Below are 22,077 nucleotides of genomic sequence, written 5' to 3'. Positions count from 1 at the left end.
GTGTGAACCATTCAGTAAGCTATACATTCCGACCCGACCTTGCGCGGTGCCGCGATTGTGGCGTGCGAAAGTTTGCGCTGTTTAACAATATGACGGACGAGGATTTCAAACTCGTTCATATGCCGGTCGAAGACATTACTCTTCCGAAACGCGGTACGCTTTACAATTCCGGCGATCAGGCCCAATCGATTTATACCTTGCGCAGTGGTCTCGTAAAACTTGTCCACTATCTTCCGGACGGCAATCAACGGGTTGTGCGACTTGTGCGACCCGGCGGCACCATCGGACTTGAAGCCATCGTCAGTGATTGCTTCACCCATCACGCCGAAGCCATTCAGGACAGTCAGCTTTGCCGCATTCCGATTGCCGTGATCGAGAAACTGGATCGCGAAAGCCCCCGTCTGCACAAACAGGTCCTTAATCGCTGGCATCAGGCAGTGATGGATTCAGATAACTGGCTGACCCAGATGTCGACCGGGACAGCCCGCGAACGGGTGGCCCGTCTGTGTCTGTTTCTGAACGATCCCGAAACCGGCACCTGTCAGTTGCCCGGCCGCGAAGATATCGGTGCGATGCTGGGCATCACCACCGAAACGGCCAGCCGGATCATTGCCGATTTCAGGCGGGCGGACTTGCTTGCATTCTTGTCGCGCAATGTCTTCCGACTGGACCTTGACGGGATCAGGGAAGTGGCTGGTCTTGATGAAACCGACACCTTGCCTGACGAGACTGGGTGATATCCCCACTACCGGATGGCTTGTTGCAAAACGGTCTGGAATGCTGAATTCGGACCGCAGGCCAGTGACAGTCGTTGATATTCTTCGGGGGTGTCGATCTGGCGCTGTTCTTCGCGACGGCGCCGGTCAATATCGCGCAGCCGGCGCTTGAAATCCCGACCATATTCCGACAACAGCCGCTTGATCGCGGATGGCACATTATCCGCAGAAAGCGGGAACATCGCACTGACCTTGCCCACGACATCATTGACCAGGTCATCAAGGGCGGCGCGAATATCGGCTTCCATGCCCTGATTGACTTTCACATGTTCGCCTTCATGGGCGTAAACCACATCATATTCGCATGACCCGCGTTCGAGCTCGGATGCGATATAGACCAGATGTTTGACGACATCGACCCTTGGGCTGACCCGCACCGGATCCAGACAATACCGCCCAAACCCGACTTCGCGCGGTTCAAACCGCATGTCAAATGATGCCCGCATTTCATATTCGGTCAGTCCGGCCACCAGATAACGCGATCCACCGCCCGCGCGACTATTTAACCATCGTACCGACCGGTGACGATCAAGCATCGGGTCCTTGTGATTGAACTCAAGCATTGCCTTGGGCGACCTTACCGGAGCACAGGTCCCTTGCGCATATGCGGGGCTTTGCCATGTCCATATGACAAGCAAAACCAGCAGACCAACAACTTGGTATCGCGATAACAGCCGGTATCGTTGATCGCATTGCGACACGTCAGTTCCCCGCGCTGATGCGATAAAGCCGGCTGCAAACCTCAGACATGACGAACCTTGTCTGCACATTCGACACAAAGCGGTGTGGTCGGGTCAAATTCCAGACGCCGTTTGTCGATGTCTTCCCCGCAATTATGACAATGGCCATATTCGTCATCGTCCATCCGCTTGAGCGTCTTTTCAATCCGGTCGAGTTCAGCACTGCGACGACGTTCCTGTTCCAGATGCATCTGCTGGTTCTGAAGCGCGTCCATACGTGACAACCGCCCAACCGCCTGCTGATCCAGCTCGACAGGTTTTCGATAGTCTTCTGAATGGCTTGAATGTGCCAAGATATCAGCACGCCTTTTTTCAAGACGCGCACGCAGCGAAGCCAGATCAATGTCTTTACGGTCCGTCATGCGAAACCTCGTGACCAGTTGTTGTTCTTCTTTATTCCATATGGGGATCGGCACCGCTGTTTCGCCAACCCCCAAACAGATTTGACCGGTTTGCCCAACCGCTCAGGCGCAATTTCCGCATGTATCGACAAGCTTTTCCAATGCTGCCTTTGCCTCATCGTCATCAAGACCTTCGGCTTTGATGTTTTTCTGGATTTTGCAGCAAAGCGCCGGCCCGTCGGGGAACGGCTTGTCGGTCCAGAACGGCGCTGTTGTGCCGAAATACCCCGCCTGATCAAGGAACGAAACACCGTAGTAATAAGCAGCCCCGACCGAATTATAAAAGGTCGGGTCATCGATAAATCCGCCATCGGGTGTCATCGACTTTGTCAAACACCAGTCCAGGACAAGTGCGATGTCAGATGCGGCGGCCTTTTGGGTATCGGCATCGACCTTTGACCAGCCCAGATCGAAGATCTTGGTCACGTCATAGTTATTGTGATTATTGAAATCGTCATTGTGCTTCCAGCCGAACGGATAAGCCTCATCGCGGATCGCCAGCGTGGTTTGGAAAATCTCGGTCCATAAATCGACCTTACCGTGCTGATAGGAAATATTGTGGAAGGTCAGGCTAAGATCGCTGCTTTTAAGCACGCCCTGATCGGGTGTATCGAACCACCCGCCCCAATAACCGCTTTGCCCGTCCTGCCAGCGATCAAGCCACTTTTTATAGGCATCGATGTAATCCTGGGTCAGATCAAACCCTTTTACATTGGCCTGGAAATAGTCGCGAATTTCGCTTTTGAAGCACATTTGTGAAAGGGCCGCGCTGACGGCCCCCAATGCATCGCGACGATCAAGGCCATCTGCGTAAATCTTTGATGTTTTTTGACTTTCAAGCCACGCGACCATTTTTTCCGGGGTGGCTATCGGAGCAAGAAATGCCAACGGGTATTGCGGTGCCTGCCCTTCATCGGCAAGGGTATTGACCGCATCGATCATGGCATCAACCTTTAGAAACCACTGATTGTAGCAAGGCCCCCAGGAACCATCGCTTGCAACCTGTTTCCCGGCCCAGTCCTGATCGCGATTATCAAGAGATGCCGCAAAGGCATCAATCTTGGTCGAAAGCGTTTTCCAGTCGGCTGTATACATCAACAGCCATTTGCATTCGATCATCTGCTGATCGGATGCGGCCATGCTGTTGCCGGTCTTCTGGATTTCGATCAACTTGTCCTGCAAAGGGGAAAGCTTGGCGGCAAAAGCCGATTGCTGCGTCACATAATCCGGATCAAATGCCGTGAACTGTTGTGAAATCAGTTTGGTAAAATCTGTCATTGGCCTTTTGCGCCCCCCGTTACGCGTGGAAGCCACCAGCATGACAAAAAATCACCTGTTGCCAAGGAATTATCGGAAGACAAACCGATGATGTCACAAATTTGCCGCCAACAATCACGCTGGTGGCGTGATCGGGTAACCCTATTCTTCCAAAAGCCAGTTCCGAATAATCCGAAGCGCCTGATCAGGATCCGTTTCAACAAGCTTTGTCGCGACATTTGCCTTTTTGCGGTCGATCATTCCTTCGATGCCCGCAACACTGATTCCATCAGCATCATTTTGGACCGGGACAATTGACGCCGCCGACGATGCGCCACGCAAACGATCACGCAAAACCGCATCCGAACCCGGTTCATATTTCGGAATCGGCGCCGCAGGTTTCGGACCGCCCATGAATGGGGCCGAAATGGACTGCGTTTGCTTTTTTGCACTTTCCGTCACGACCTGTCCTTCGTCAGATGGCAAACATGCTTCTTCGTCAAAATATGGCGACTCGTCGTTGGAACTGCACCGTCTTTCAATAATTTTGCCTTCCGGGAAGCCGAAAAACCTAAATTAGCGGATATTAAACTTTAGTAGGATATGTATGAGCAAACGATCCCGGTGACCAAAAAAATCTCAACCCAGGATAATACGCTCCGCACCCTCGAACGTTTTCAACTTGTCGTCAAAACCTTTCAGTTCTGCGGGGTTTGCCGTGATAGAGACCGAACCATTCGATACAACCCATTGTAAAAACACCAATAGAACAATCCAATTAAGTAAATTGTTTCGCAGGAGGAAAGTTCAATTCCTGTCATTTTGGGGTTTATCAAGCCCACTGGTGTATTTACCTTCGTATCCACTCAGGGTATTCACCACCTTTGAATAGTTTTGCCGATACCTTCGATCAAACGGCAACACGATGGGGGCTCAGTTTCTTTGAAGCAGTTTAAGTACATATTGATCGCCGCACTGGGGACCATTTTGGTCAACATCCCGGATGCGCGTGCTGTGGAATTTGGTGAATCCCCGGTCCTTGCGTCGCAAGTTGCCGCCGGAACGCTTCCCCCTGTCAAAGATCGTCTACCAACCACGCCGATGATTGTCACGCCAAACGATCGAATTGGTGTCTATGGCGGCACCTGGAAAATGGCCCAGCGCGATCAGCGCGACCAGGCATTGTTGATCCGCAACATCGGTTACGAGCCGCTTTTGCGCTGGACGCCGCAATGGACATCGACCATTCCGAACGTTGCCCTTTCCTTCCAGCCCAGCAGTGACGCGACCGAGTTCTTTTTCCGTCTGCGTCCTGGCATGCGCTGGTCTGATGGCGCGCCATTTACCGCTGATGACATTACGTTCTGGTACGAAGACATTCTGCTGAACCCGGCCTTTCCCGATGCTGTTCCCGAATGGCTGACGGCTGGCGGAAACGCCGTTCAGATTGATGAAGTCGACGAAAATACCGTCGCCTTCCGCTTCAGCACGCCTTATGGCCTGTTCCCGACCGCGCTTGCCCGGCCAGAAGGCGTTGAACCGGTCAGCTATCCGGCACATTTTTTAAAACCGCTTTTGCCCAAATATAATCCGAACGCCGATCAAGAAGCCCGTGCTCTTGGCTTTGCGGGTTGGAAAGATCGCTTCATTGATGTTTTTGGCAATCCTGGAACGATCGACGATCCGTCGCGCTGGCTTAATCCCGATGTTCCGACATTGAATGCCTGGGTTCTGACCGGTGTCTATGGCAAAGACGATCCATTGATCGCCAAACGCAATCCCTATTACTGGAAAATAGATCCGACCGGACGTCAGCTGCCCTATATCGACGAGGTATCCTTTACTCTGGTTCCGTCGAAAAGTGCCGCAGGGGATGCCGCGATTGCCGGCAAGGTCAATATGCAGGAACGCCATGTCAGCACACGCGCGGACGAAGTTCTGGCTGCCAATGACAATCTGTTGCCCTTCACGCTGATTGAAAGCGACATGAACACTCTGACCTTGTCATTGAACCTGAATGACAAGGATCCGGTACTGCGCAAGATTTTCCAGAACAAGGATTTCCGGATCGCGCTTTCGCATGCGATTGACCGTGACAACATCATTGCGCGTTTCGTGCCCGGTGCCCTGCCCCATCAGGCAGCACCGCGCCCGGAAAGCCCGCTTTACCACACGGTACTTGCCCGCCAATACATCCATTATGACCAGGCACTGGCAACGGACTATCTGGCCAAGGCCGGCCTGATGGAAAAGGATCAGGATGGCTTCTTGTTGCGTCCGGATGGCAAACGCCTGTCCTTCACCATCGATACAGAGGGTGCCGACCGGTTCGCGATGCTTGATGCCGTCATCCAGTATTGGCGTGATATCGGTATCGACGTAACCGCAAGAAACCTGCCCCGTGACGAATTCGTCTCGCTGCGTGAACGCAACGACCACGAAGCAAGTGCCTGGGGCGGTGATGGCGGGCTTGATGCCATGGTTATCCCGATCAACTATCTTCCGATGTCGGCCGAATCATCATGGTTTGCAACCGGCTGGGCCAACTGGTACGTCAACCCGAACAGCCCCGATGCCATGACGCCACCTGAAGCGGTCCAAAAGCAGCTGGCCCTTTATAACCAGCTCAAGGAAACCGCGAATGCAGAAAGACAAAATCAACTGATGCGCGACATCCTCGACATCAGCGCCGATCAGTTTTACGTTATGGGCATCGCTCTGCCGCCAAACCGGAAAGGCGTGGTCGCCAAAAACTTCCACAACGTTCCAAAGGTAATCCCGGCGGCCTGGAGTTATGCAACACCGGCACCGACCAACCCGAGCCAATATTATATTGAGCAAAAGTAATCGGCACGGGCTCGGATCATTGGTCAGGGGGGACGACTAGGCGTGAAGAAGCTGTTTGACCGAATGATCGGCAGCCTGGTTTTCAAGATCGCACTGGCGATTGTGATTGTCGAAACCATCCTGCTTGGATTGTTCGGCGGCTATTACGTTCAGTATTTCGGTGCCGAAATTGACCGGCGCATTGCAGAACAGATCAGCACCCCCGGCCGCCTGATTCAGGACGAACAGCTCAAGGTCTCCATTCTCAGTGATGCAAAGCAGATGAAATTGCTGCTTGGCGATCATTTGCAGCAAGCCATGGCAATCGGCTTTGACGGCACGATTTATCATGCGATTGATCCGCTTCTGATCGGCAGTTCAACCGACGTTCTTCCGGATTTCCCGTCCGATGAATTGCGCCCCAACATGACCGAACCGGCGCTGTTTACAGTCGATGACGTCGATGGTCACAGCATCGTTTCGATCACCCCGCTTTTCAGCCTGAATGCCAATCAGCCATTCATGTATGTGTTTCTCAAAGTCTCGACCAAGGGCCTTGAAGAAAGCCAGCGCCAGATGCAGTCGGTCCTGCTGATCGGATCGGCAATCTGTATTCTGATGACATCTGCGCTGATTTTCCTGTTCACACAGCAAACCGTTCTTCGACGCCTGATTTCAGCTGCCCAGTTCGTGAACAAGATCCAGCTTGGCAAACTGAGCTCGCGGCTGACACCGATGGGACGCGATGAAATCGGCACCCTTGAGCGCGGCCTGAATGCCATGGCCGAAAGTCTCGAACGGCGAACCCAGCAACATCAGATCGCCCAGGACGCCTTACGCGACAGCGAAGAACGTTTCCGTGACTTCACCCTGTCATCGGCGGACTGGTACTGGGAAATGGGTGCGGATCTCAAGATCGCGTTCGCATCCTATAAATTCTATCAGCTGATCGAAGAAATTAACGGCTCCCCACAGGGGCAGTCATTCGACAAACTTGGCCTGACATCCGAACATCCAGAAGGTTGGCACTATCTGCAACGCAGGCTTGATGCCCATATGGCGTTCCAGAATGTCGAATTTTCCTGGACGTCACGCAAAGGCGAAAAGAATTATGGCCGCATCAACGGCGTTCCGGTCTTTTCGCTTGATGGTCGATTTAACGGATATCGCGGCACCGGCAGCAACATCACCGCCCAGCACCGCGCCGCCGAAGAACAGCAAGCTCTTCAGCGTCAGCTTGCCACATCCCAAAAGCTTGAAGCTGTTGGTCAGATGGCCGGCGGGGTTGCCCATGAATTCAACAACTGCCTTGCCGGCATTCTGAGCTTTGCCGAAGTTGCCCGTGCAAAAATCGATGATCCCGAACGGGTTAAGGAATATCTTGATCACGTCATCTCGCTTGGCGAACGTGCAACCAGTGTTGCCGATCAGCTTCTGATGTTCTCGCGGCGGCGCATTGACCAGCCGACCAATATCCGCGTGCAAAGCATTTTCTCCGAGATGGAGAAACTTCTGCTGACACTGCTCGAACACCGGATCGAACTGCAAATCTGGTCGGACAATCCGGAACTTTACACCCGCGTCGACCCGACGCAGCTTTCGGCCTGTATCCTTAACCTTGCGATCAATGCGCGTGATGCAATGCCCGATGGCGGCACATTGCAAATATCGTCGCGCAGTGTCGAAATCCCGCCCCTTGCCCAGCGCAACCCGGACGAGGATGAAGATACCTATCCCGAAGATGTCGCAGGCGAATTTGTTGTCATCACGGTACAGGATACCGGTACCGGTATTCCCGACGACATTATCGAAAATATTTTCGAACCCTTCTTCTCCACCAAGGAACCGGGCAAGGGTACCGGTCTTGGTCTTTCAATTGTTCACAGCTGGGTCGAAGAATCACACGGCTTTATCAATGTCGAAAGCATCGAAGGCGAAGGCACGACCTTCTCGGTTTATCTGCCGCGCTCCGAAGCAGGCGGCGAGACTACCCTTCGTGTGGATGAAGTCGACAAATTCCCGGGCAATGGCGAGCGGGTTCTGATTGTCGATGACGAACAGGCACTGCGCACCACCGCACGTATTATTCTTGAAGATGTCGGCTTCAGAACCGAAACTGCCAAAAACACCGAAGAAGCGCTAAGCCTGCTAAGTGCAGCCGAACAGGATGACCCGTTTGACGTCATTCTGACCGATGTTGTCATGTCCGGTCGAAGCGGGCCGCAACTGGTCATCGAGGCATTGCGCAGCAACCCGCGTTATGGCGTTGTTTTCATGTCGGGCTATCCCGCGCGCTCGCGCAAGGAACTCGACAAGCTGCTCGGCAATTACGTGTTTGTCAAAAAGCCGTTCCGCCCCAGCCAGTTGCAAAAGGCCATCCATGATGCATTGGCCTTGCGTGCCGAACGGCAGAAAACCTGACAGCGGTGTATTAGAACAGGAAATCCGCCCCTTGATCGGACCCCAGTCCATCCGAGTCCTTCGCCAGACAACAGCATTTCAAACCGCGATCATCGCGCAAAGGTTAAAAAATTCTTTCGATACAGTTGCCCGCTAAGCAATTGGCGTGACTGCGGTTCTTTGTGTGAGGAGCTGCTCGTAACCAGCCCGGTGTGACAGCCGTCACTTTTTTTGATCTGTTTCATCCCTACCTTTATAAACAGACAGATTACGCACGAGCATGAAGAGGTCAGGATGATCGGTTCAGTACAAGGTTCAGGACTTGGTGCCGCAGCACAGGCTGTTAACGATGCCATCACCCCGAATGGTGGTGCTGACCCGTCCCTGCCCTTTGCCGCAGCAGAAGGTGCCATTAACAAGGCGACCGGCCTGGCCAAGGTTATCGGATCCATTGTGACCGAACATCAGCCCCTTGAAACCAGTGGCCATCGCGGCACCAAGGTTAATATCCTAACGTGATTTTCCCTCTCGTTAGCTTCCTCCGGGGGTGGTCTGCGACCACCCCTTTTTGTATTTGAATGCTTTCAAATACCCGGTCATGACAAGCAGTAAGCCCCGTGCTAAGGTTCGCGGATATTGCGCATTTGGACGGTATGATGGTCGCCAACAGAATTGGAACAGGTTCGTCCCAAACGGGACTTCAGGATGCACGATCCCGCCCCCAGGGTGTCCCGGGCATGGGTGGGCGTGTTACGGCCAATTCAGACCAGCCATCTTCTGACAGCTTCATTGCGGCACAGCTTGCGCGTCTGCGTAATCTGATTGCCACCGATCAGATTGATCACAATGCGCGTCGCGGGACCTATCTTAACATCCTGCTTTGACGCTCTTTTCGGCCATCTTTATGAATTGCCCGTCGTGAACCGATCCGTTGTTTGCGACGCCTTTGCACACCTTCCCGCAACATTGGCAACGTCACAAAATAAAAGGCGGACCAAAAGGCCCGCCTTTTTGCCTGCTCGCTCCATCCGTCACGAACAAAGAAAAGTGCCCCGTACCGAAGTACGGGGCCAGTTCAATTGTCCAGGTGTGTTGGACAAGGGAGCTTGCGCAAAAGCGTGATCAGATCACGCAGTTGCCTGGTTTTCGCTCTCGGAGCGAATAGGATGTTCCAGTTTGTCGACGATTTCCTTCGGCACGATCTGCCAGAAGTTGCCGCGTTCACGATCCCAGTTATCAAGGATCGTACGTGCATAACCGCTTTCGGTTTCTGCAACATGCTCTTCAATAAGCGAACGGCAATGTTCGTCCCAATACTGGGTTTCAATGCGCTGATACAGGATGGAGCCATCATTGACGACGTCTGCAAAGGTGCCTTCAACGTCATAGATGAATGCCATGCCACCGGTCATGCCGGCCCCGAAGTTTTCACCGACCGAGCCCAGAATAACTGCGGTACCGCCGGTCATGTATTCACAACCGTTCGAACCACAACCTTCGACCACGACGGTCGCACCGGAGTTACGCACACAGAAACGTTCACCGGCCTGACCCGCAGCAAACAATTTGCCCGACGTCGCACCATAAAGAATGGTGTTACCGATGATGGTGTTTTCATTGGTCTTAAGCGGGCTGGAAGGCCGCGGACGCAGAACAATCGTCCCGCCCGAAAGGCCTTTGCCGACATAGTCGTTGGCATCGCCCTGAACTTCGATCTTGAGCCCCTGAACCGCAAAGGCACCAAGTGACTGACCAGCCGAACCGCGCAGACGGACATGCAGATGCCCCGGTTTCAGGCCGGTCATGCCGTATTTCTGCGTGATCAGTGACGACATCCGGGTCCCGATTGCACGCTGGGTATTCTGAATGTTGTACTGAAGCTGCATCTTCTCGCCGTCTTCAAGAAGCGGACGGGCATCCTTGATCATCTGGGCATCAAGGGTATCCGGGACTTCGTTGCGGCCTTCGATGGTGCAGAAGCGTGCATGATCACCGGCATCAGCCTGTGCCAGCAGCGGGTTCAAATCAAGGTCAACAAGGTCTTTCGCGCCACGGTGAACCTGCTGAAGCAGGTCGGAGCGGCCAATTACGTCTTCCAGCTTGTCATAGCCAAGCTCGGCCAGAACGTCTTTGACTTCTTCGGCCATGAAGGTGAACAGGTTGACCAGTTTGTCGGCCGTACCAACGAACTTGGCACGCAGTGCCGGATCCTGGGTACAGACACCAACCGGACAGGTGTTGGAATGGCACTGACGGACCATGATGCAGCCAAGGGCGATCAGGGAAGCCGTACCGATACCGAATTCCTCGGCACCAAGCATCGCACCAATCACAACGTCACGACCGGTTTTGAAACCACCGTCAACGCGCAGTTTGACTTTGTCACGCAGGTTATTGAGCGTCAGAACCTGGTTCACTTCTGACAGGCCCATTTCCCACGGAACGCCTGCATATTTGATCGAGGTCTGCGGGCTTGCACCCGTACCGCCATCATAACCGGAAATCAGGATCACGTCGGCTTTTGCCTTGGCAACACCGGCTGCAATCGTACCAACACCCGAACGCGACACCAGCTTGACGCAAACGCGGCAACGCGGGTTGATCTGTTTGAGGTCATAGATCAGCTGCGCCAGATCTTCGATCGAATAGATGTCATGATGCGGCGGCGGCGAAATCAGGGTCACACCCGGCGTCGCATGACGCAGCTGTGCAATTTCAACCGTGACCTTGAAGCCCGGAAGCTGACCACCTTCGCCCGGTTTTGCACCCTGGGCGACCTTGATCTGAATTTCTTCACAGTTGTTCAGATATTCAGCCGTCACACCAAAGCGACCCGACGCAACCTGTTTGATCGAGGAACGCGCATTGTCACCGTTCGCACGCGGACGGAAACGTTCACGCGATTCACCACCTTCACCCGAGTTCGATTTCGCACCGATGCGGTTCATGGCAATCGCCAACGCCTCGTGGGCCTCGGTCGACAATGCGCCATGGGACATGCCCGGGGTGACGAAACGTTTGCGGATTTCGGTGATGCTTTCGACCTTGTCCTGGTGAACAGGGCTGCGATCGGAACGGAAATCAAGCAAGTCACGCAGATGCAGCGGTTCACGCGAACGCAGACCTTCCGAGAACTTGCGGAACGTGTTGTAGCTGCCCGTCGTGACAGAAGACTGCAATGTATGGATCAGCGGACCGGTCCAGACATGGCGTTCGCCACTGCGACGATATTTGTAAAGACCACCAACCGGAAGGCTGACGACATTGCCGTTAAACGCTTCTTTATGCTGGGCGATCGTGCGGCGCTGGATACCCTGAAGACCGATGCCCGAAATACGCGACGGCATGCCCGGGAAGAATTCGGCCACCAGCGAACGCGACAGGCCGATACTTTCAAAGTTATAGCCACCGCGATAGGAACTGATGATCGAAATGCCCATTTTGGACATGATCTTGAGCAAGCCCGCATCAATTGCGGCCTTGAAGCGCTGCATGACTTCGGCGGTGCTGTTCACATTCGGGAACAGGCCACGTGCATAACGGTCAAGCAGACCTTCCTGCGCCAGATAGGCGTTAACCGTGGTTGCGCCAACACCGATCAAAACCGCGAAGTAGTGCACGTCCATGCATTCCGCCGAACGCACGTTCAGTGAGATATAGGTACGCAGTGACGTCTTGACGAGATGGCTGTGAACACCACCGGTCGCAAGGATCATCGGGATTGCTGCACGTTCTTCGCTGATCGCTTCATCGGTCAGGATGATGTGCAATGCACCGCCACGAACGGCTTCTTCGGCTTCGCGCTGAATACGGGAAATCGCATCGCGCAGGGCCGACTGGCCACCATTGATATCAAAGGTGGTGTCAATCTCGACAGCCGTGTCACCCATATAGCCACGCATGGCGTCATATTCGGCGTTGGTCAGAACCGGGCTTTCGAGCTGAAGCAGATCACACTGGCTTTCATCTTCGTCCAGAACGTTGCCAAGGTTACCAAGGCGGGTCTTCAGGCTCATGACGCGCGCTTCACGAAGGGAATCGATCGGCGGGTTGGTCACCTGAGAGAAGTTCTGACGGAAGAAGTGATGCAGGCCACGATACCGATCCGAAAGGATCGCAAGCGGGGTGTCATCCCCCATCGAGCCAATGGCTTCCTTGCCGTCTTCACCCATCGGATGAAGGATCAGCTCAAGATCTTCGTGGGTCAGGCCCATCGCCTTTTGCAGACGCAGCAGACGTTCTTTTTCGATATGCGACGGCTCGGTATGTTCCGGTGAAATCAGGTCATCAAGAACCTTGGTGCGACCGACCCATTTCGACCAGTCACGCCGGTTGGCCAGTTTGTCCTTAAGCTCGCGGTCATGATACAGCTTGCCCTCTTCGAGGTTGACGGCAATCATCTGGCCCGGGCCAAGGCGGCCTTTTTCAATGCAGCTTTCTTCGTCGATATGCACCATACCGGCTTCGGAACCGGCGATCAGAAGGCCGTTACCGGTGACTGCATAACGCAGCGGACGCAAACCGTTACGGTCCGTACCACCCAGAAGCCATTTACCACCATATGCTGCAAGTGCTGCCGGACCGTCCCACGGCTCCATCACAGCGTTGCAATAGGCATACAGGTTTTTATAGCTGTCAGGCGTCGATGCCTTTTTTGACCATGCTTCCGGAACCATCATGGTTTTCACCATCGGAAGGTCACGGCCGGCACGGATCATCAATTCGAACACCGCATCAAGAGCAGCCGAGTCAGACGAGCCCGGCTGAATAACCGGTTTGAGGTCATCGATGCTGTCGGCGAACACTTCGTGCGCCATACGGGCTTCGTGACTTTTCATCCAGTTGACGTTACCGCGCAGCGTGTTGATTTCGCCGTTATGAGCAAGAACCCGGAACGGCTGTGCCAGCGGCCAGCTCGGGAAAGTGTTGGTCGAATAACGCTGATGATAGACGCAGAAGCTTGAAATAAAGCGTTCGTCGCGCAGGTCCGGATAGAAGGTATCAACATCTTCTGCCAGGAACATGCCCTTGTAGATGATCGAACGGCACGACATCGAACAGATGTAGAAATCCTTGATCGCTTCGGACAGAACTGCCTTTTCGATACGACGACGGATCGCATAAAGGTCGATTTCGAATTTCTCTTCGTCGACATCGTCACGGACACCGATCAGAACCTGTTCGATTTCCGGGCGGGTCTGGTTTGCCTTTTCACCGATGACCGAAACATCAACCGGGACCTGACGCCAACCAAGAATGCCATAACCCTGTTTGAGGATTTCGGTTTCAACGATCGCACGGCAACGTTCCTGTGCCGACATGTCGATACGCGGCAGGAACACCTGACCAACTGCAATCAGGCTTTCCGGGGCTTCCTGGTTGATCACCTTAAGGTAAGCCTTGAAGAAATCCTGCGGGATCTGAAGGTGGATACCAGCGCCGTCACCGGTTTTGCCATCGGCATCAACAGCACCACGGTGCCAGATTGCCTTCAGGGCTTCGATACCGGCTTCAACCACTTCGCGGCGCGGTTTGCCATCAATGGCGCCGACAAGACCCACACCACAGTTGGCGTGTTCTTCGGCCGGGTCATACATGCCACTGGCTTCAAGATGTGCCGCGTTTTTCTCAAAACGGGCGATCTCGGCAGCACCGCGGCCCTGATCCAATTTGTCCTGAACGATCTTGTTCATAACTTCTCTCTCCTAATGCGGCAGCGGGCTTAAGCAGCAGCTTCTTTGCGCGCCAGCAAATACTCATCAATTCGATCTGCCGCATCACGGCCATCACGGATCGCCCACACAACAAGCGACGCCCCACGGGCGATGTCACCAGCAGCAAACACGCCATCAAGATTGGTCATCATCGTGCGGAAATCGATTTTGACCGTGCCCCAACGTGACACACCAAGTTCCGGCGCATCAAACAGGGTCGGCAGATCTTCGGGCTCGAAGCCAAGTGCCAGGATGACCATGTCGGCATCCATGGTATAGCTCGATCCTTCGATGATTTCCGGGCTCTGGCGGCCACCGGCATCGGGGGCACCAAGGCGCATTTTCACGGCGCGAACACCGGTGACCTTGTCATCGCCGACAAAGGCTTCCGGGTTGGTCAGCCAGACAAACTCGACGCCTTCTTCCTCGGCATTGGCAACTTCGCGCTGGGAACCGGGCATGTTGGCACGGTCACGGCGATAGAGACATTTGACCGACTTCGCCCCCTGACGGATCGCGGTACGGACACAGTCCATGGCGGTATCACCACCACCGATCACGACAACATTCTTGTCCTTGGCGTTCAGCGTTCCGTCTTCATATGCCGGAACCTTGTCACCCAGACCATGGCGGTTGGACGTGGTCAGATATTCAAGTGCGGGATAAACATTGCCAAGACCGGCCCCCGGCAGTTTCAATTCGCGGGCCTTGTAAACGCCGGTCGCGATCAGAATGCTGTCATGCTTCTTGCGCAGATCATCAAGGGTCGCATCGCGGCCAACCTCGAATTCGGTGTGCATGATAACACCACCTTCCTCAAGAAGCTTGACCCGGCGCTCGACCACATCTTTTTCAAGCTTGAAGCCCGGAATACCATAAACCAGCAGGCCGCCCATACGGTCATAACGGTCATAGATATGGACTTCATATCCTTTGAGACGCAGCTGCTCGGCAGCTGCCATACCTCCCGGGCCACCGCCGATGATACCGACCGACATGCCGTTTTCCTTTGCCGGCTTCGGGGCCTTGACCCAACCGTTCGCAAAGGCGGTATCGGTGATGTATTTCTCGACCGAACCGATGGTGACAGCACCATGGGTTGACTGTTCGATCACGCAATTGCCTTCGCACAGGCGATCCTGCGGACAGATGCGACCCGTAACTTCGGGCATGTTGTTGGTTGCGGCCGAGATGGCATAAGCCTCCTCAAGGCGACCTTCGGTGGTCAGGCGCAACCAATCGGGGATGTTGTTATAAAGCGGGCAATGGGCCTGGCAGAACGGCACGCCACACTGGGAACAACGCGACGCCTGATCGGCAGCCTTGTCGTCCTCGAATGCTTCATAGATTTCGTTGAAGTCTGTCCGACGCTCGGACGCCTCTCTTTTGTGCGGATATTTTTGTTCGAGATGAACAAATTTCAGCATCTTTTCTGTCATGACGGCCCTCTGGAAGGGTTTTATGTTGCGGGTTTCGGTCTGTATACGTGCCAAATACGCAAGAATCTAGCACAAAATGCATTATAGGTCAGTTTTGCTGACATAAATATCCGCACAATTTTTCGGGTCTTCCAGAAATCACTGCCGGTTTGGCCCGCAATAAAGTTTCATTAGTACCGAAATGGAACTATTTATGCATTTCGCCGAATCACGCTAAACTGCTATAAGCGATGAGTTTTTAAAGCGAACAGGCACAGAGGCCGGCGTGACCTTACAGCACATTATTCTTCTGGCAGTCGTCCAGGGGATCACCGAATTTCTTCCCATCAGCTCATCAGGACATCTCATTCTGGCACCGGCCCTGACCGGCAGTCCGGATCAGGGTTTGTTGGTAGATGTTGCGGTTCATGTCGGTACTTTGGCAGCTGTTTTGATCTATTTCTGGCGCGATGTGTTCGCCATGCTCGGCGGATTCGTCCGGCTGTTTACCGGGCGAATCAACGCAGGTGCCCGTCTGGCAATTCACATTGTGCTTGCGACAATCCCGGTCGTCGCGGTCGGTTTCTATCTCAAGGTCTCGGGCATCGAGGAACAATTGCGTTCTGTCGAGATCATAGCATGGACCACACTCGGCTTTGGGATCCTGCTCTGGATTGCGGACAAGGTCGGGATGACGATCAACCGGCTCGAACATATGCGCTGGGGCGGCGCACTGTTTATCGGTCTGGCACAGGTCTTGGCCCTTATTCCGGGCACCAGCCGATCAGGCATCACCATGACCGCCGCCCGTTTTATGGGCTACGAGCGTTCCGACGCTGCACAGTTTTCGATGCTGATGTCCATTCCGGTTATTTTGGGAGCAGGTCTTCTGGCCGGTATCGACCTGCATCAGGCAGGGAACATCGCCCTTAACCAGGACGTGCTTCTCGCAGCCGGGCTTTCTTTCCTGACAGCACTTATCGCCATTGCAGTGTTGATGAGCTGGTTGAAGCGTTCAAGCTTCACCCCGTTTGCGATCTATCGCATCCTGCTTGGTGGTGGTCTGCTGATCTGGCTTTACGTTTATGGTGGCGCGCCGCTGCCCTTCATGAGCTGACCGGTTTTGTTATTCCGGCTGGCAGGCACCAAACAGAATGGTACATTCCCCCATCTACCTGCGTCCGCTTGATCCGGTTGCCGATGGCCCGGCATTGCACACCATATTCGGCGACCCGCAATGCTGCCTTTGGCTTCCGGAACCGGCCTTTGCAGACATTGATGCAACCATTGCAAAACTGACCGACTGGACCACCGGGTTCGAAAAGACATCATGGGCCATTGCCCGGACGCCCGACGGCCCGGCCATCGGGCGAATTTCGCTTTTTAACACTGGCCATGACAAGGATGTCTGGGAAGCCGCCTGCATGGTGTCGCCCGCCACACGGGGACAAAACATCGCTGCGCGTGCGCTATCTGTCGCCATTGAGTATCTTTTTGCCACGACAACAGCACGCCGGATCTATGCCGACATAGACCCGGACAATCATGCATCCGTCAAAACATTTGAAAAACTTGGCTTTACCCGGGAAGGCGTCCTGCGCGGGGAATGGGTTACCCATATCGGCATCCGGGACTCGGTCATTTACGGCCTGCTCAGAACCGACCCACGCCCGTCCATTCCTGACAAACCCGTGCTTGTCGAAACCGGTAAATAGCCCCCCTTAATCCTGCCAAACCGGACCACCGGCCAACACCATTTGTGCACGCGCCGGGTCTTCGGGCGCGTAATCGGAATCATCAACAAATCGCATCAGGAACGGCTCATGCGATAACAGAAATTCAAGTGCGCCAAGCTGCACTTCGTTTGACGTAATCCCGGCACGCAGATCATCCAGCCCCAGCCCGGTTTGCGCAACCAGCCCCTGCAGCAATTCATCATCCCCGGCGATATGTGCAATCGCCCGAATGGCCAGCGTCTCGGCGGCTTCCTTGTTCATTTGTCACCCTTATCTCATCAACATTCACGACACTACGCAATTCTTTACAGATATCCCTATCAGGCAGCAAAGCACCACCGCAGGATATTTCATCCATCAAACCATGACACTAGCGGAAAACCTTTGGATCGCCCGCTGTAATTTCAATGCGCAGACCACACATCAAGCAATGATGCCTTTCATTTGCAACAAACGCGGAATGTACTGACGCGGGCCGACCGTGTTCTTCTGCGCAAATCGGGCATAGATAAGAAAACTGATACATGCAGGTTTTCTATGGTCAAAATGCTGCTGATTGCACTGACCGTGATGATCATATCCATTGGCAGGGCCATGGCCGATGATCACACGATCAAGATTGCGTCCATCCAGCTTGCCGAAGGTTTGAACACCAACGACGGGCAAGGTTTTTATGCCGACATTTTGACGTCACTCGTCACAATCGAAAATTACCGCCCGGAAATTCGCATTAGACCTTTGAAACGGTCCGTTGTCGACTTTGCCGAACGCAAAGCCGACTGTATCTGGCCGGTTGACCGCACCCTGATCGTCAAGCTGGTCGGAAATGACATCGACATTCTTGAAAGCACCTTCGTCTTTGAGGCGACCCAGCATATTTTCACCGCCCCCGGAACTGCGCCAATTACATCCATGGAAGAAATTGCCGGCAGATCGATTGGACTGACAATCGGGTCAAATGTCGAACAGGAACTCCGCAACGCTGACGCACAGGTTGCCCTTATCCCGCTGCAGGATAACAAAGTAAGCATGCTGGTTGCCGGCCATCTCGATGCGATTGTTGGATGGTCTCCTGATTTTCAGATCACTTTTCAGGATCTTAAACTCGGATCACCGCAATACAGCCAATCGCTGATTCTGACAAAAACACGAAATGCGATTGTTTGTCATGTTTCCGACATAACACGCAGCTTTATCGCACAAATGGACACAACCATTACGACTTTCCGCCAATCCGAGCGGTTCAGAACGATCGCCCAAAAATACGGGGTCGCGCAGGCGCTGGGCCTTGAAGAAAGCACAAACTGATCGACGCCACACCTGACGAGAGCCGGAAGTTATTTAAACCATTTGGCCTTGGACATGGCCCGCCAGATCACCAGGCCAGCAATGACAATCACAGCAGCAGCAACACCACCCAGGCCGTTCCCCGCCATAAGCACCAGCCCCCAAAACCCCACTGTTCCGAACCCGATAGCAAGGCTCAGGAATGCGGACTTGGTCAGGGTATCCTGATTTTTCTGCGCAGCTTCTGCGCGCTTGATTTCATCGACAATCTCGTACCAGGCAAGCTGCTGCCAGCGGGAATATTTCAGCCCCTTTCGCGGACCTTTGCGCAGGAACTCGTCGAGTTGTTTTACGATGTTCGCAGCGCGCTCTTCGGGGGCAACATATTTGCCAATCCGTTCTTTTTTGCGCGGCGCATCATCTTCTTTCTCGATCATGTTCACTCGATCTTTTCCCCTGTGGCCGGCAAAGCCAGCCCCTGCCCGAAAACAGACCGTAGCCCCAACCGATTTACATCAGGTAAACCATCAATACGCGGGCTTTGAACAAGAAGGGCATCACCATGCATCACATCCCGAAAGACAACGCGCAGCTATGATGCCCTAAAACCTTTTCCAAGATTTTACCGCGCTGTTTTCCGTTTTTTCAAACACTTCCCGGACAGCAGGATTGAAGACAATCCGCAAGTATCGACTTCAGCCCTGTAAAGAGCCGACCACCCGCCATACATAAAAACAACAATGCATGAGACCGGGACCTTTGGATGCTGCGTAAATTGAAAATCATCGGATGCCTGATAACGGCATGCCTTTTCCTGCCCTCCGTCGGGCATGCCAGCGGCGAAACCGGCATCGAGATCGTCGCATCCTGCAGCCCGAGGCCACCATACGTTACCGAAGGCAACAGCCCCGGGGGCATTCTGGTCGATTATGTCGAAGAATTGCTGGCATCCTTCGGATACAAGACCAGGATCGAAATATACCCTTGGAAGCGCGCAATTGATGCGGCACGCAACGGGGATGTCGACGTCATCTTCTGCGCCGAAGCCGGACAGGCACAACATTATGGTCTTGAATACGAGTTCCCGATTTTGATCAGCGACACGGTACTGCTGTCGCACCGTGACTACCCGCTTCCGACGGATCAACTATGGGAACACCGCATCGCTCTGGGTGCGGGATATTGGTATGGCGATGAATTCGAAAACCGCCGCGACGAAGTCGACATCATGGAAGTGGTCGACGATTTTTCGATCCTGCGCATGGTGGCATCAAGGCGCGCCGATGGCGGGTTGATGGAAAAATCTGTGGCCGACGCCCTGATACAGGCGCACCCTGAACTTGGCCGTGTCATTCATATCAGCAACACGCCCGTTGCCACCCAAACGTTCTATTTCGCGACATCACCGGCATCTCGGCTGAACATGGAACACATTCGCCAGCACCTGGCAAAGGCCAAGCCGACACCACTCATACAGCAAATCCGGATTGATACGAATTAGAACGGATGCCGCCGATTGCTGAATTTGGCGGCAGATAAACTGGCCTCAGGCCACGGTCAGTGCTGTAAGGGCAATAACGCCAAATGCGATCAGATGGATCATTTTTCTGTCTCCTGAATTTGCGCAGCGCAAACCACGTCCAATGGCAAACACGGCCAAAGGACAGCGAAAGCAAACGCTAAAATGCAAAACAGGTAATTTAATGGCGCAATCAGGCCGATTTGATGCCCGGCTATCAAAGGCAACCGCTAAGGACAATCAAAAATGGTCGGTAAAAGATGGTGCGGGCGGCCGGACTTGAACCGGCAAAGCCTTTAGGGCCGGCGGATTTTAAGTCCGCTGCGTTTACCAATTTCGCCACGCCCGCATTGCGTGTCGCACCCGGCCTGTAACCGGAAAAAGGGTTCTAGCGCGGCTTTGAAATTGGTGCAACATCCTATTGCTGCTTTATCGCGTCACACAGAAATGATCCCCGATCAACAGCCACCAGATACTGATTACGGCAAAATTGCCCGCCTTACTCCATAATCCCTGCACTTTTGCCCTGCAACATGGTGCCAGATACCAATCAACGCGCTGTATCGCACATGCACCGGCATCTGAAAACTGCCCTCGCGGCCACGGTTTGCATCGCAACCGCTGCGCTGTATTACCACCGCGGGGTTCTCCCAAGAATGATCTCGCTGGCCTTTGCCGGCGACGGCGGAGCGCGCCCTGATTCATTGATTTTGCGAAGCGAAACCTTGAACCGTGCGGATAACCGCCGACGTCATATGAACCGGCTTTATGACAAGATCGACAACGATCTGTATGAAAGCACCATATCACCGCTGTTGTTTGACGATTTTGTTGACCCGGCCGATGAAACATCCCCGTCGCTGTATCTTGATACAAACACGGACCCGAGTGTCGAAGTCTTTGGCGGTCGCGCAGCACTAACGTCTCTTGCCCGGCGTATCGATTTTGACAGTGCGGCGGGAACCTTCCCCATGCAGTCACGCACCGTGCGCGTCCCCATCAGCATCTGGGTGGTCGGCAACCACACCGATCTTGAAAACCGCATCACCCGGGCCGGATATGATCCGGGATTAAGCGGTGATTCGGTTTCGATTGATAGTGGCGTTGACTATTTGCTTGATGACGGCCTTGTCGTTGGCCTTGGCATTGGCTGGGGCAATACTCTGGGCGAAACAGGGTCCCGGCAATTGCGATATCGCGAAAGCAACCTTGCAGTTTCCCCCTATTTCGTCGCCCGCATGACGGACTGGCTTAATCTGCGCGGCAGTCTGAGCTTTGGCAAAAGCATGATCAGCCAATCGGCCATCGCATCCCCGCCAAGTGATGTACCCTATGCCGAACGCCTTGAAAGCAACACGTTTTCCAACTCGATCGGGTTTGCCTCGAAATACGATTTTGGCGGCTTGCCGGTAAGCTTGCAGCTTGATGGCGATATGATCACCGCCCATGAATATATCGGCTCTGCGCGGGCGACCGATGGCAGCACCATCACCGCAAAAACCGCGACAACAAGGCTGTTTGATGCAGCACTTGAAGCACGATACGACCTTGATCTTGGCCGTCACAAAATCACGCCCTTTGCCGGTCAGGAAGAAACGATTTCGCTGTTGAACCAGAATTATGGACGCAGCGGATCAACACGTTATTACGGCGGATCGGAATACCGCTATGACCCGCTGAAATTTGATCTTAGCATCACCGGCTTCCGCGAAGTCGCAACCGACAGCGAACCGCTGGAAGGTATTCGGTCCGAAATCGCGCTGACCCGCGATTTACCCCAAAGCTATGTGACCCTGCAGCCGTTTCTGATGGTTGAAAGTACGAATATGTATCTCGATACGGGCGGCGGCATTACCCAGAACTGGGGCGCAATTCCCGGCCAGTTGAGTTTTGAAGTACGCCGAAAATTCACCTATGAAGTCCGGCACAGCGACTATTCCGGGCTACTTACCATCGATTTTCCGTTCTAGGATGTAACCCAAATCATTGGCGCAGCGCCAATA

At 53.9% G+C, this 22,077-nt stretch carries 18 protein-coding genes and 1 tRNA gene; 10 read left to right on the top strand and 9 right to left on the bottom strand.

Annotated elements, in window-relative coordinates; translation table 11 throughout:
* Positions 1-2 precede the first annotated feature (2 nt).
* Complete coding sequence (locus tag WA429_RS02465; RefSeq protein ID WP_114112810.1) at positions 3-737, top strand: Crp/Fnr family transcriptional regulator; 735 nt, start codon at positions 3-5, stop codon at positions 735-737.
* Positions 738-745: 8 nt separating this feature from the next.
* Here the strand turns inward: WA429_RS02465 and WA429_RS02460 are convergent, their stop codons facing one another.
* The 4 genes from WA429_RS02460 to WA429_RS02445 all read right to left on the bottom strand — a co-directional run bounded on the left by WA429_RS02460 (position 746) and on the right by WA429_RS02445 (position 3,636).
* Positions 746-1,339 (bottom strand): hypothetical protein, encoded by a 594-nt coding sequence (locus tag WA429_RS02460; protein ID WP_258548164.1) that lies wholly within the window; start codon positions 1,337-1,339, stop codon positions 746-748.
* Between the two features lie 179 nt (positions 1,340-1,518).
* Positions 1,519-1,878, bottom strand: coding sequence for a TraR/DksA family transcriptional regulator (locus WA429_RS02455; protein WP_287464357.1), 360 nt, complete (start codon positions 1,876-1,878; stop codon positions 1,519-1,521).
* Between the two features lie 102 nt (positions 1,879-1,980).
* Positions 1,981-3,195, bottom strand: a complete 1,215-nt coding sequence (locus tag WA429_RS02450) for a hypothetical protein (protein WP_287464358.1) — start codon at positions 3,193-3,195, stop codon at positions 1,981-1,983.
* 141 nt (positions 3,196-3,336) lie between these two features.
* A complete protein-coding gene (locus WA429_RS02445; RefSeq protein ID WP_287464359.1) occupies positions 3,337-3,636 on the bottom strand; it encodes a hypothetical protein in 300 nt (99 codons plus the stop codon).
* 480 nt (positions 3,637-4,116) lie between these two features.
* Between WA429_RS02445 and WA429_RS02440 the strand changes: the two genes are divergently transcribed.
* From WA429_RS02440 to WA429_RS02425, 4 genes are all read left to right on the top strand, one after another.
* Positions 4,117-6,021: an ABC transporter substrate-binding protein gene (locus tag WA429_RS02440; RefSeq protein WP_287464360.1), complete on the top strand. Its 1,905-nt coding sequence runs from the start codon at positions 4,117-4,119 to the stop codon at positions 6,019-6,021.
* A 42-nt stretch (positions 6,022-6,063) separates the two neighbouring features.
* Entirely contained in the window at positions 6,064-8,421 is a 2,358-nt protein-coding gene (locus WA429_RS02435) for an ATP-binding protein (protein ID WP_287464361.1), read from the top strand.
* A gap of 273 nt (positions 8,422-8,694) precedes the next feature.
* Positions 8,695-8,919 (top strand): hypothetical protein, encoded by a 225-nt coding sequence (locus tag WA429_RS02430; protein ID WP_101245338.1) that lies wholly within the window; start codon positions 8,695-8,697, stop codon positions 8,917-8,919.
* Between the two features lie 218 nt (positions 8,920-9,137).
* Positions 9,138-9,284, top strand: a complete 147-nt coding sequence (locus WA429_RS02425) for a hypothetical protein (protein WP_233432961.1) — start codon at positions 9,138-9,140, stop codon at positions 9,282-9,284.
* Positions 9,285-9,527: 243 nt separating this feature from the next.
* On the opposite strand, the gene gltB is transcribed toward WA429_RS02425, so the two are convergent.
* Together gltB and WA429_RS02415 are read right to left on the bottom strand one after the other, a co-directional pair.
* Positions 9,528-14,093 carry a glutamate synthase large subunit gene (gene gltB, locus WA429_RS02420; protein ID WP_250281721.1) on the bottom strand — a complete coding sequence of 1,522 codons (4,566 nt, stop codon included), beginning with the start codon at positions 14,091-14,093 and terminating at the stop codon, positions 9,528-9,530.
* 29 nt (positions 14,094-14,122) lie between these two features.
* Positions 14,123-15,553: an NAD(P)-dependent oxidoreductase gene (locus WA429_RS02415; RefSeq protein ID WP_287464362.1), complete on the bottom strand. Its 1,431-nt coding sequence runs from the start codon at positions 15,551-15,553 to the stop codon at positions 14,123-14,125.
* 265 nt (positions 15,554-15,818) lie between these two features.
* On the opposite strand from WA429_RS02415, the gene WA429_RS02410 reads away from it, so the two are divergent.
* Both WA429_RS02410 and WA429_RS02405 read left to right on the top strand, forming a co-directional pair.
* The gene (locus WA429_RS02410; protein WP_101245335.1) at positions 15,819-16,649 is read left to right on the top strand and encodes an undecaprenyl-diphosphate phosphatase; all 831 of its coding nucleotides are present in this window, start codon (positions 15,819-15,821) and stop codon (positions 16,647-16,649) included.
* A gap of 37 nt (positions 16,650-16,686) precedes the next feature.
* Complete coding sequence (locus WA429_RS02405) at positions 16,687-17,247, top strand: GNAT family N-acetyltransferase (RefSeq protein WP_287464363.1); 561 nt, start codon at positions 16,687-16,689, stop codon at positions 17,245-17,247.
* A 6-nt stretch (positions 17,248-17,253) separates the two neighbouring features.
* Here the strand turns inward: WA429_RS02405 and WA429_RS02400 are convergent, their stop codons facing one another.
* On the bottom strand, positions 17,254-17,529 hold the full coding sequence (locus WA429_RS02400) for a DUF3572 domain-containing protein (protein ID WP_101245334.1): 276 nt from the start codon (positions 17,527-17,529) through the stop codon (positions 17,254-17,256).
* A 276-nt stretch (positions 17,530-17,805) separates the two neighbouring features.
* On the opposite strand from WA429_RS02400, the gene WA429_RS02395 reads away from it, so the two are divergent.
* The gene (locus WA429_RS02395) at positions 17,806-18,576 is read left to right on the top strand and encodes a substrate-binding periplasmic protein (RefSeq protein WP_287464364.1); all 771 of its coding nucleotides are present in this window, start codon (positions 17,806-17,808) and stop codon (positions 18,574-18,576) included.
* 29 nt (positions 18,577-18,605) lie between these two features.
* On the opposite strand, the gene WA429_RS02390 is transcribed toward WA429_RS02395, so the two are convergent.
* On the bottom strand, positions 18,606-18,992 hold the full coding sequence (locus WA429_RS02390) for a hypothetical protein (RefSeq protein WP_228195133.1): 387 nt from the start codon (positions 18,990-18,992) through the stop codon (positions 18,606-18,608).
* A 326-nt stretch (positions 18,993-19,318) separates the two neighbouring features.
* On the opposite strand from WA429_RS02390, the gene WA429_RS02385 reads away from it, so the two are divergent.
* Positions 19,319-20,056, top strand: a complete 738-nt coding sequence (locus WA429_RS02385; protein ID WP_287464365.1) for a substrate-binding periplasmic protein — start codon at positions 19,319-19,321, stop codon at positions 20,054-20,056.
* Positions 20,057-20,335: 279 nt separating this feature from the next.
* Here WA429_RS02385 and WA429_RS02380 read toward each other — a convergent pair.
* Positions 20,336-20,423: transfer RNA gene (locus WA429_RS02380), tRNA-Leu, on the bottom strand.
* A gap of 307 nt (positions 20,424-20,730) precedes the next feature.
* On the opposite strand from WA429_RS02380, the gene WA429_RS02375 reads away from it, so the two are divergent.
* Positions 20,731-22,044, top strand: a complete 1,314-nt coding sequence (locus tag WA429_RS02375) for an autotransporter domain-containing protein (RefSeq protein ID WP_287464366.1) — start codon at positions 20,731-20,733, stop codon at positions 22,042-22,044.
* Positions 22,045-22,077: the final 33 nt, after the last annotated feature.

This window comes from Thalassospira sp. CH_XMU1420-2, assembly GCF_037029325.1.
Taxonomy (GTDB): Bacteria; Pseudomonadota; Alphaproteobacteria; order Rhodospirillales; family Thalassospiraceae; genus Thalassospira; species Thalassospira povalilytica.
This window is presented reverse-complemented; position numbering and strand designations above follow the sequence as displayed.

Excerpts from the sequence above, each read along its gene's own strand:
- WA429_RS02375 (WP_287464366.1), top strand. The coding sequence starts at position 20,731 with ATGATCTCGCTGGCCTTTGCCGGCGACGGCGGAGCGCGCCCTGATTCA.
- WA429_RS02400 (WP_101245334.1), bottom strand. The coding sequence starts at position 17,529 with ATGAACAAGGAAGCCGCCGAGACGCTGGCCATTCGGGCGATTGCACAT.
- WA429_RS02415 (WP_287464362.1), bottom strand. The coding sequence starts at position 15,553 with ATGACAGAAAAGATGCTGAAATTTGTTCATCTCGAACAAAAATATCCG.
- gltB (WP_250281721.1), bottom strand. The coding sequence starts at position 14,093 with ATGAACAAGATCGTTCAGGACAAATTGGATCAGGGCCGCGGTGCTGCC.
- WA429_RS02425 (WP_233432961.1), top strand. The coding sequence starts at position 9,138 with ATGGGTGGGCGTGTTACGGCCAATTCAGACCAGCCATCTTCTGACAGC.
- WA429_RS02395 (WP_287464364.1), top strand. The coding sequence starts at position 17,806 with ATGGTCAAAATGCTGCTGATTGCACTGACCGTGATGATCATATCCATT.
- WA429_RS02390 (WP_228195133.1), bottom strand. The coding sequence starts at position 18,992 with ATGATCGAGAAAGAAGATGATGCGCCGCGCAAAAAAGAACGGATTGGC.
- WA429_RS02385 (WP_287464365.1), top strand. The coding sequence starts at position 19,319 with ATGCTGCGTAAATTGAAAATCATCGGATGCCTGATAACGGCATGCCTT.
- WA429_RS02430 (WP_101245338.1), top strand. The coding sequence starts at position 8,695 with ATGATCGGTTCAGTACAAGGTTCAGGACTTGGTGCCGCAGCACAGGCT.
- WA429_RS02450 (WP_287464358.1), bottom strand. The coding sequence starts at position 3,195 with ATGACAGATTTTACCAAACTGATTTCACAACAGTTCACGGCATTTGAT.
- WA429_RS02455 (WP_287464357.1), bottom strand. The coding sequence starts at position 1,878 with ATGACGGACCGTAAAGACATTGATCTGGCTTCGCTGCGTGCGCGTCTT.
- WA429_RS02460 (WP_258548164.1), bottom strand. The coding sequence starts at position 1,339 with ATGCTTGAGTTCAATCACAAGGACCCGATGCTTGATCGTCACCGGTCG.
- WA429_RS02405 (WP_287464363.1), top strand. The coding sequence starts at position 16,687 with ATGGTACATTCCCCCATCTACCTGCGTCCGCTTGATCCGGTTGCCGAT.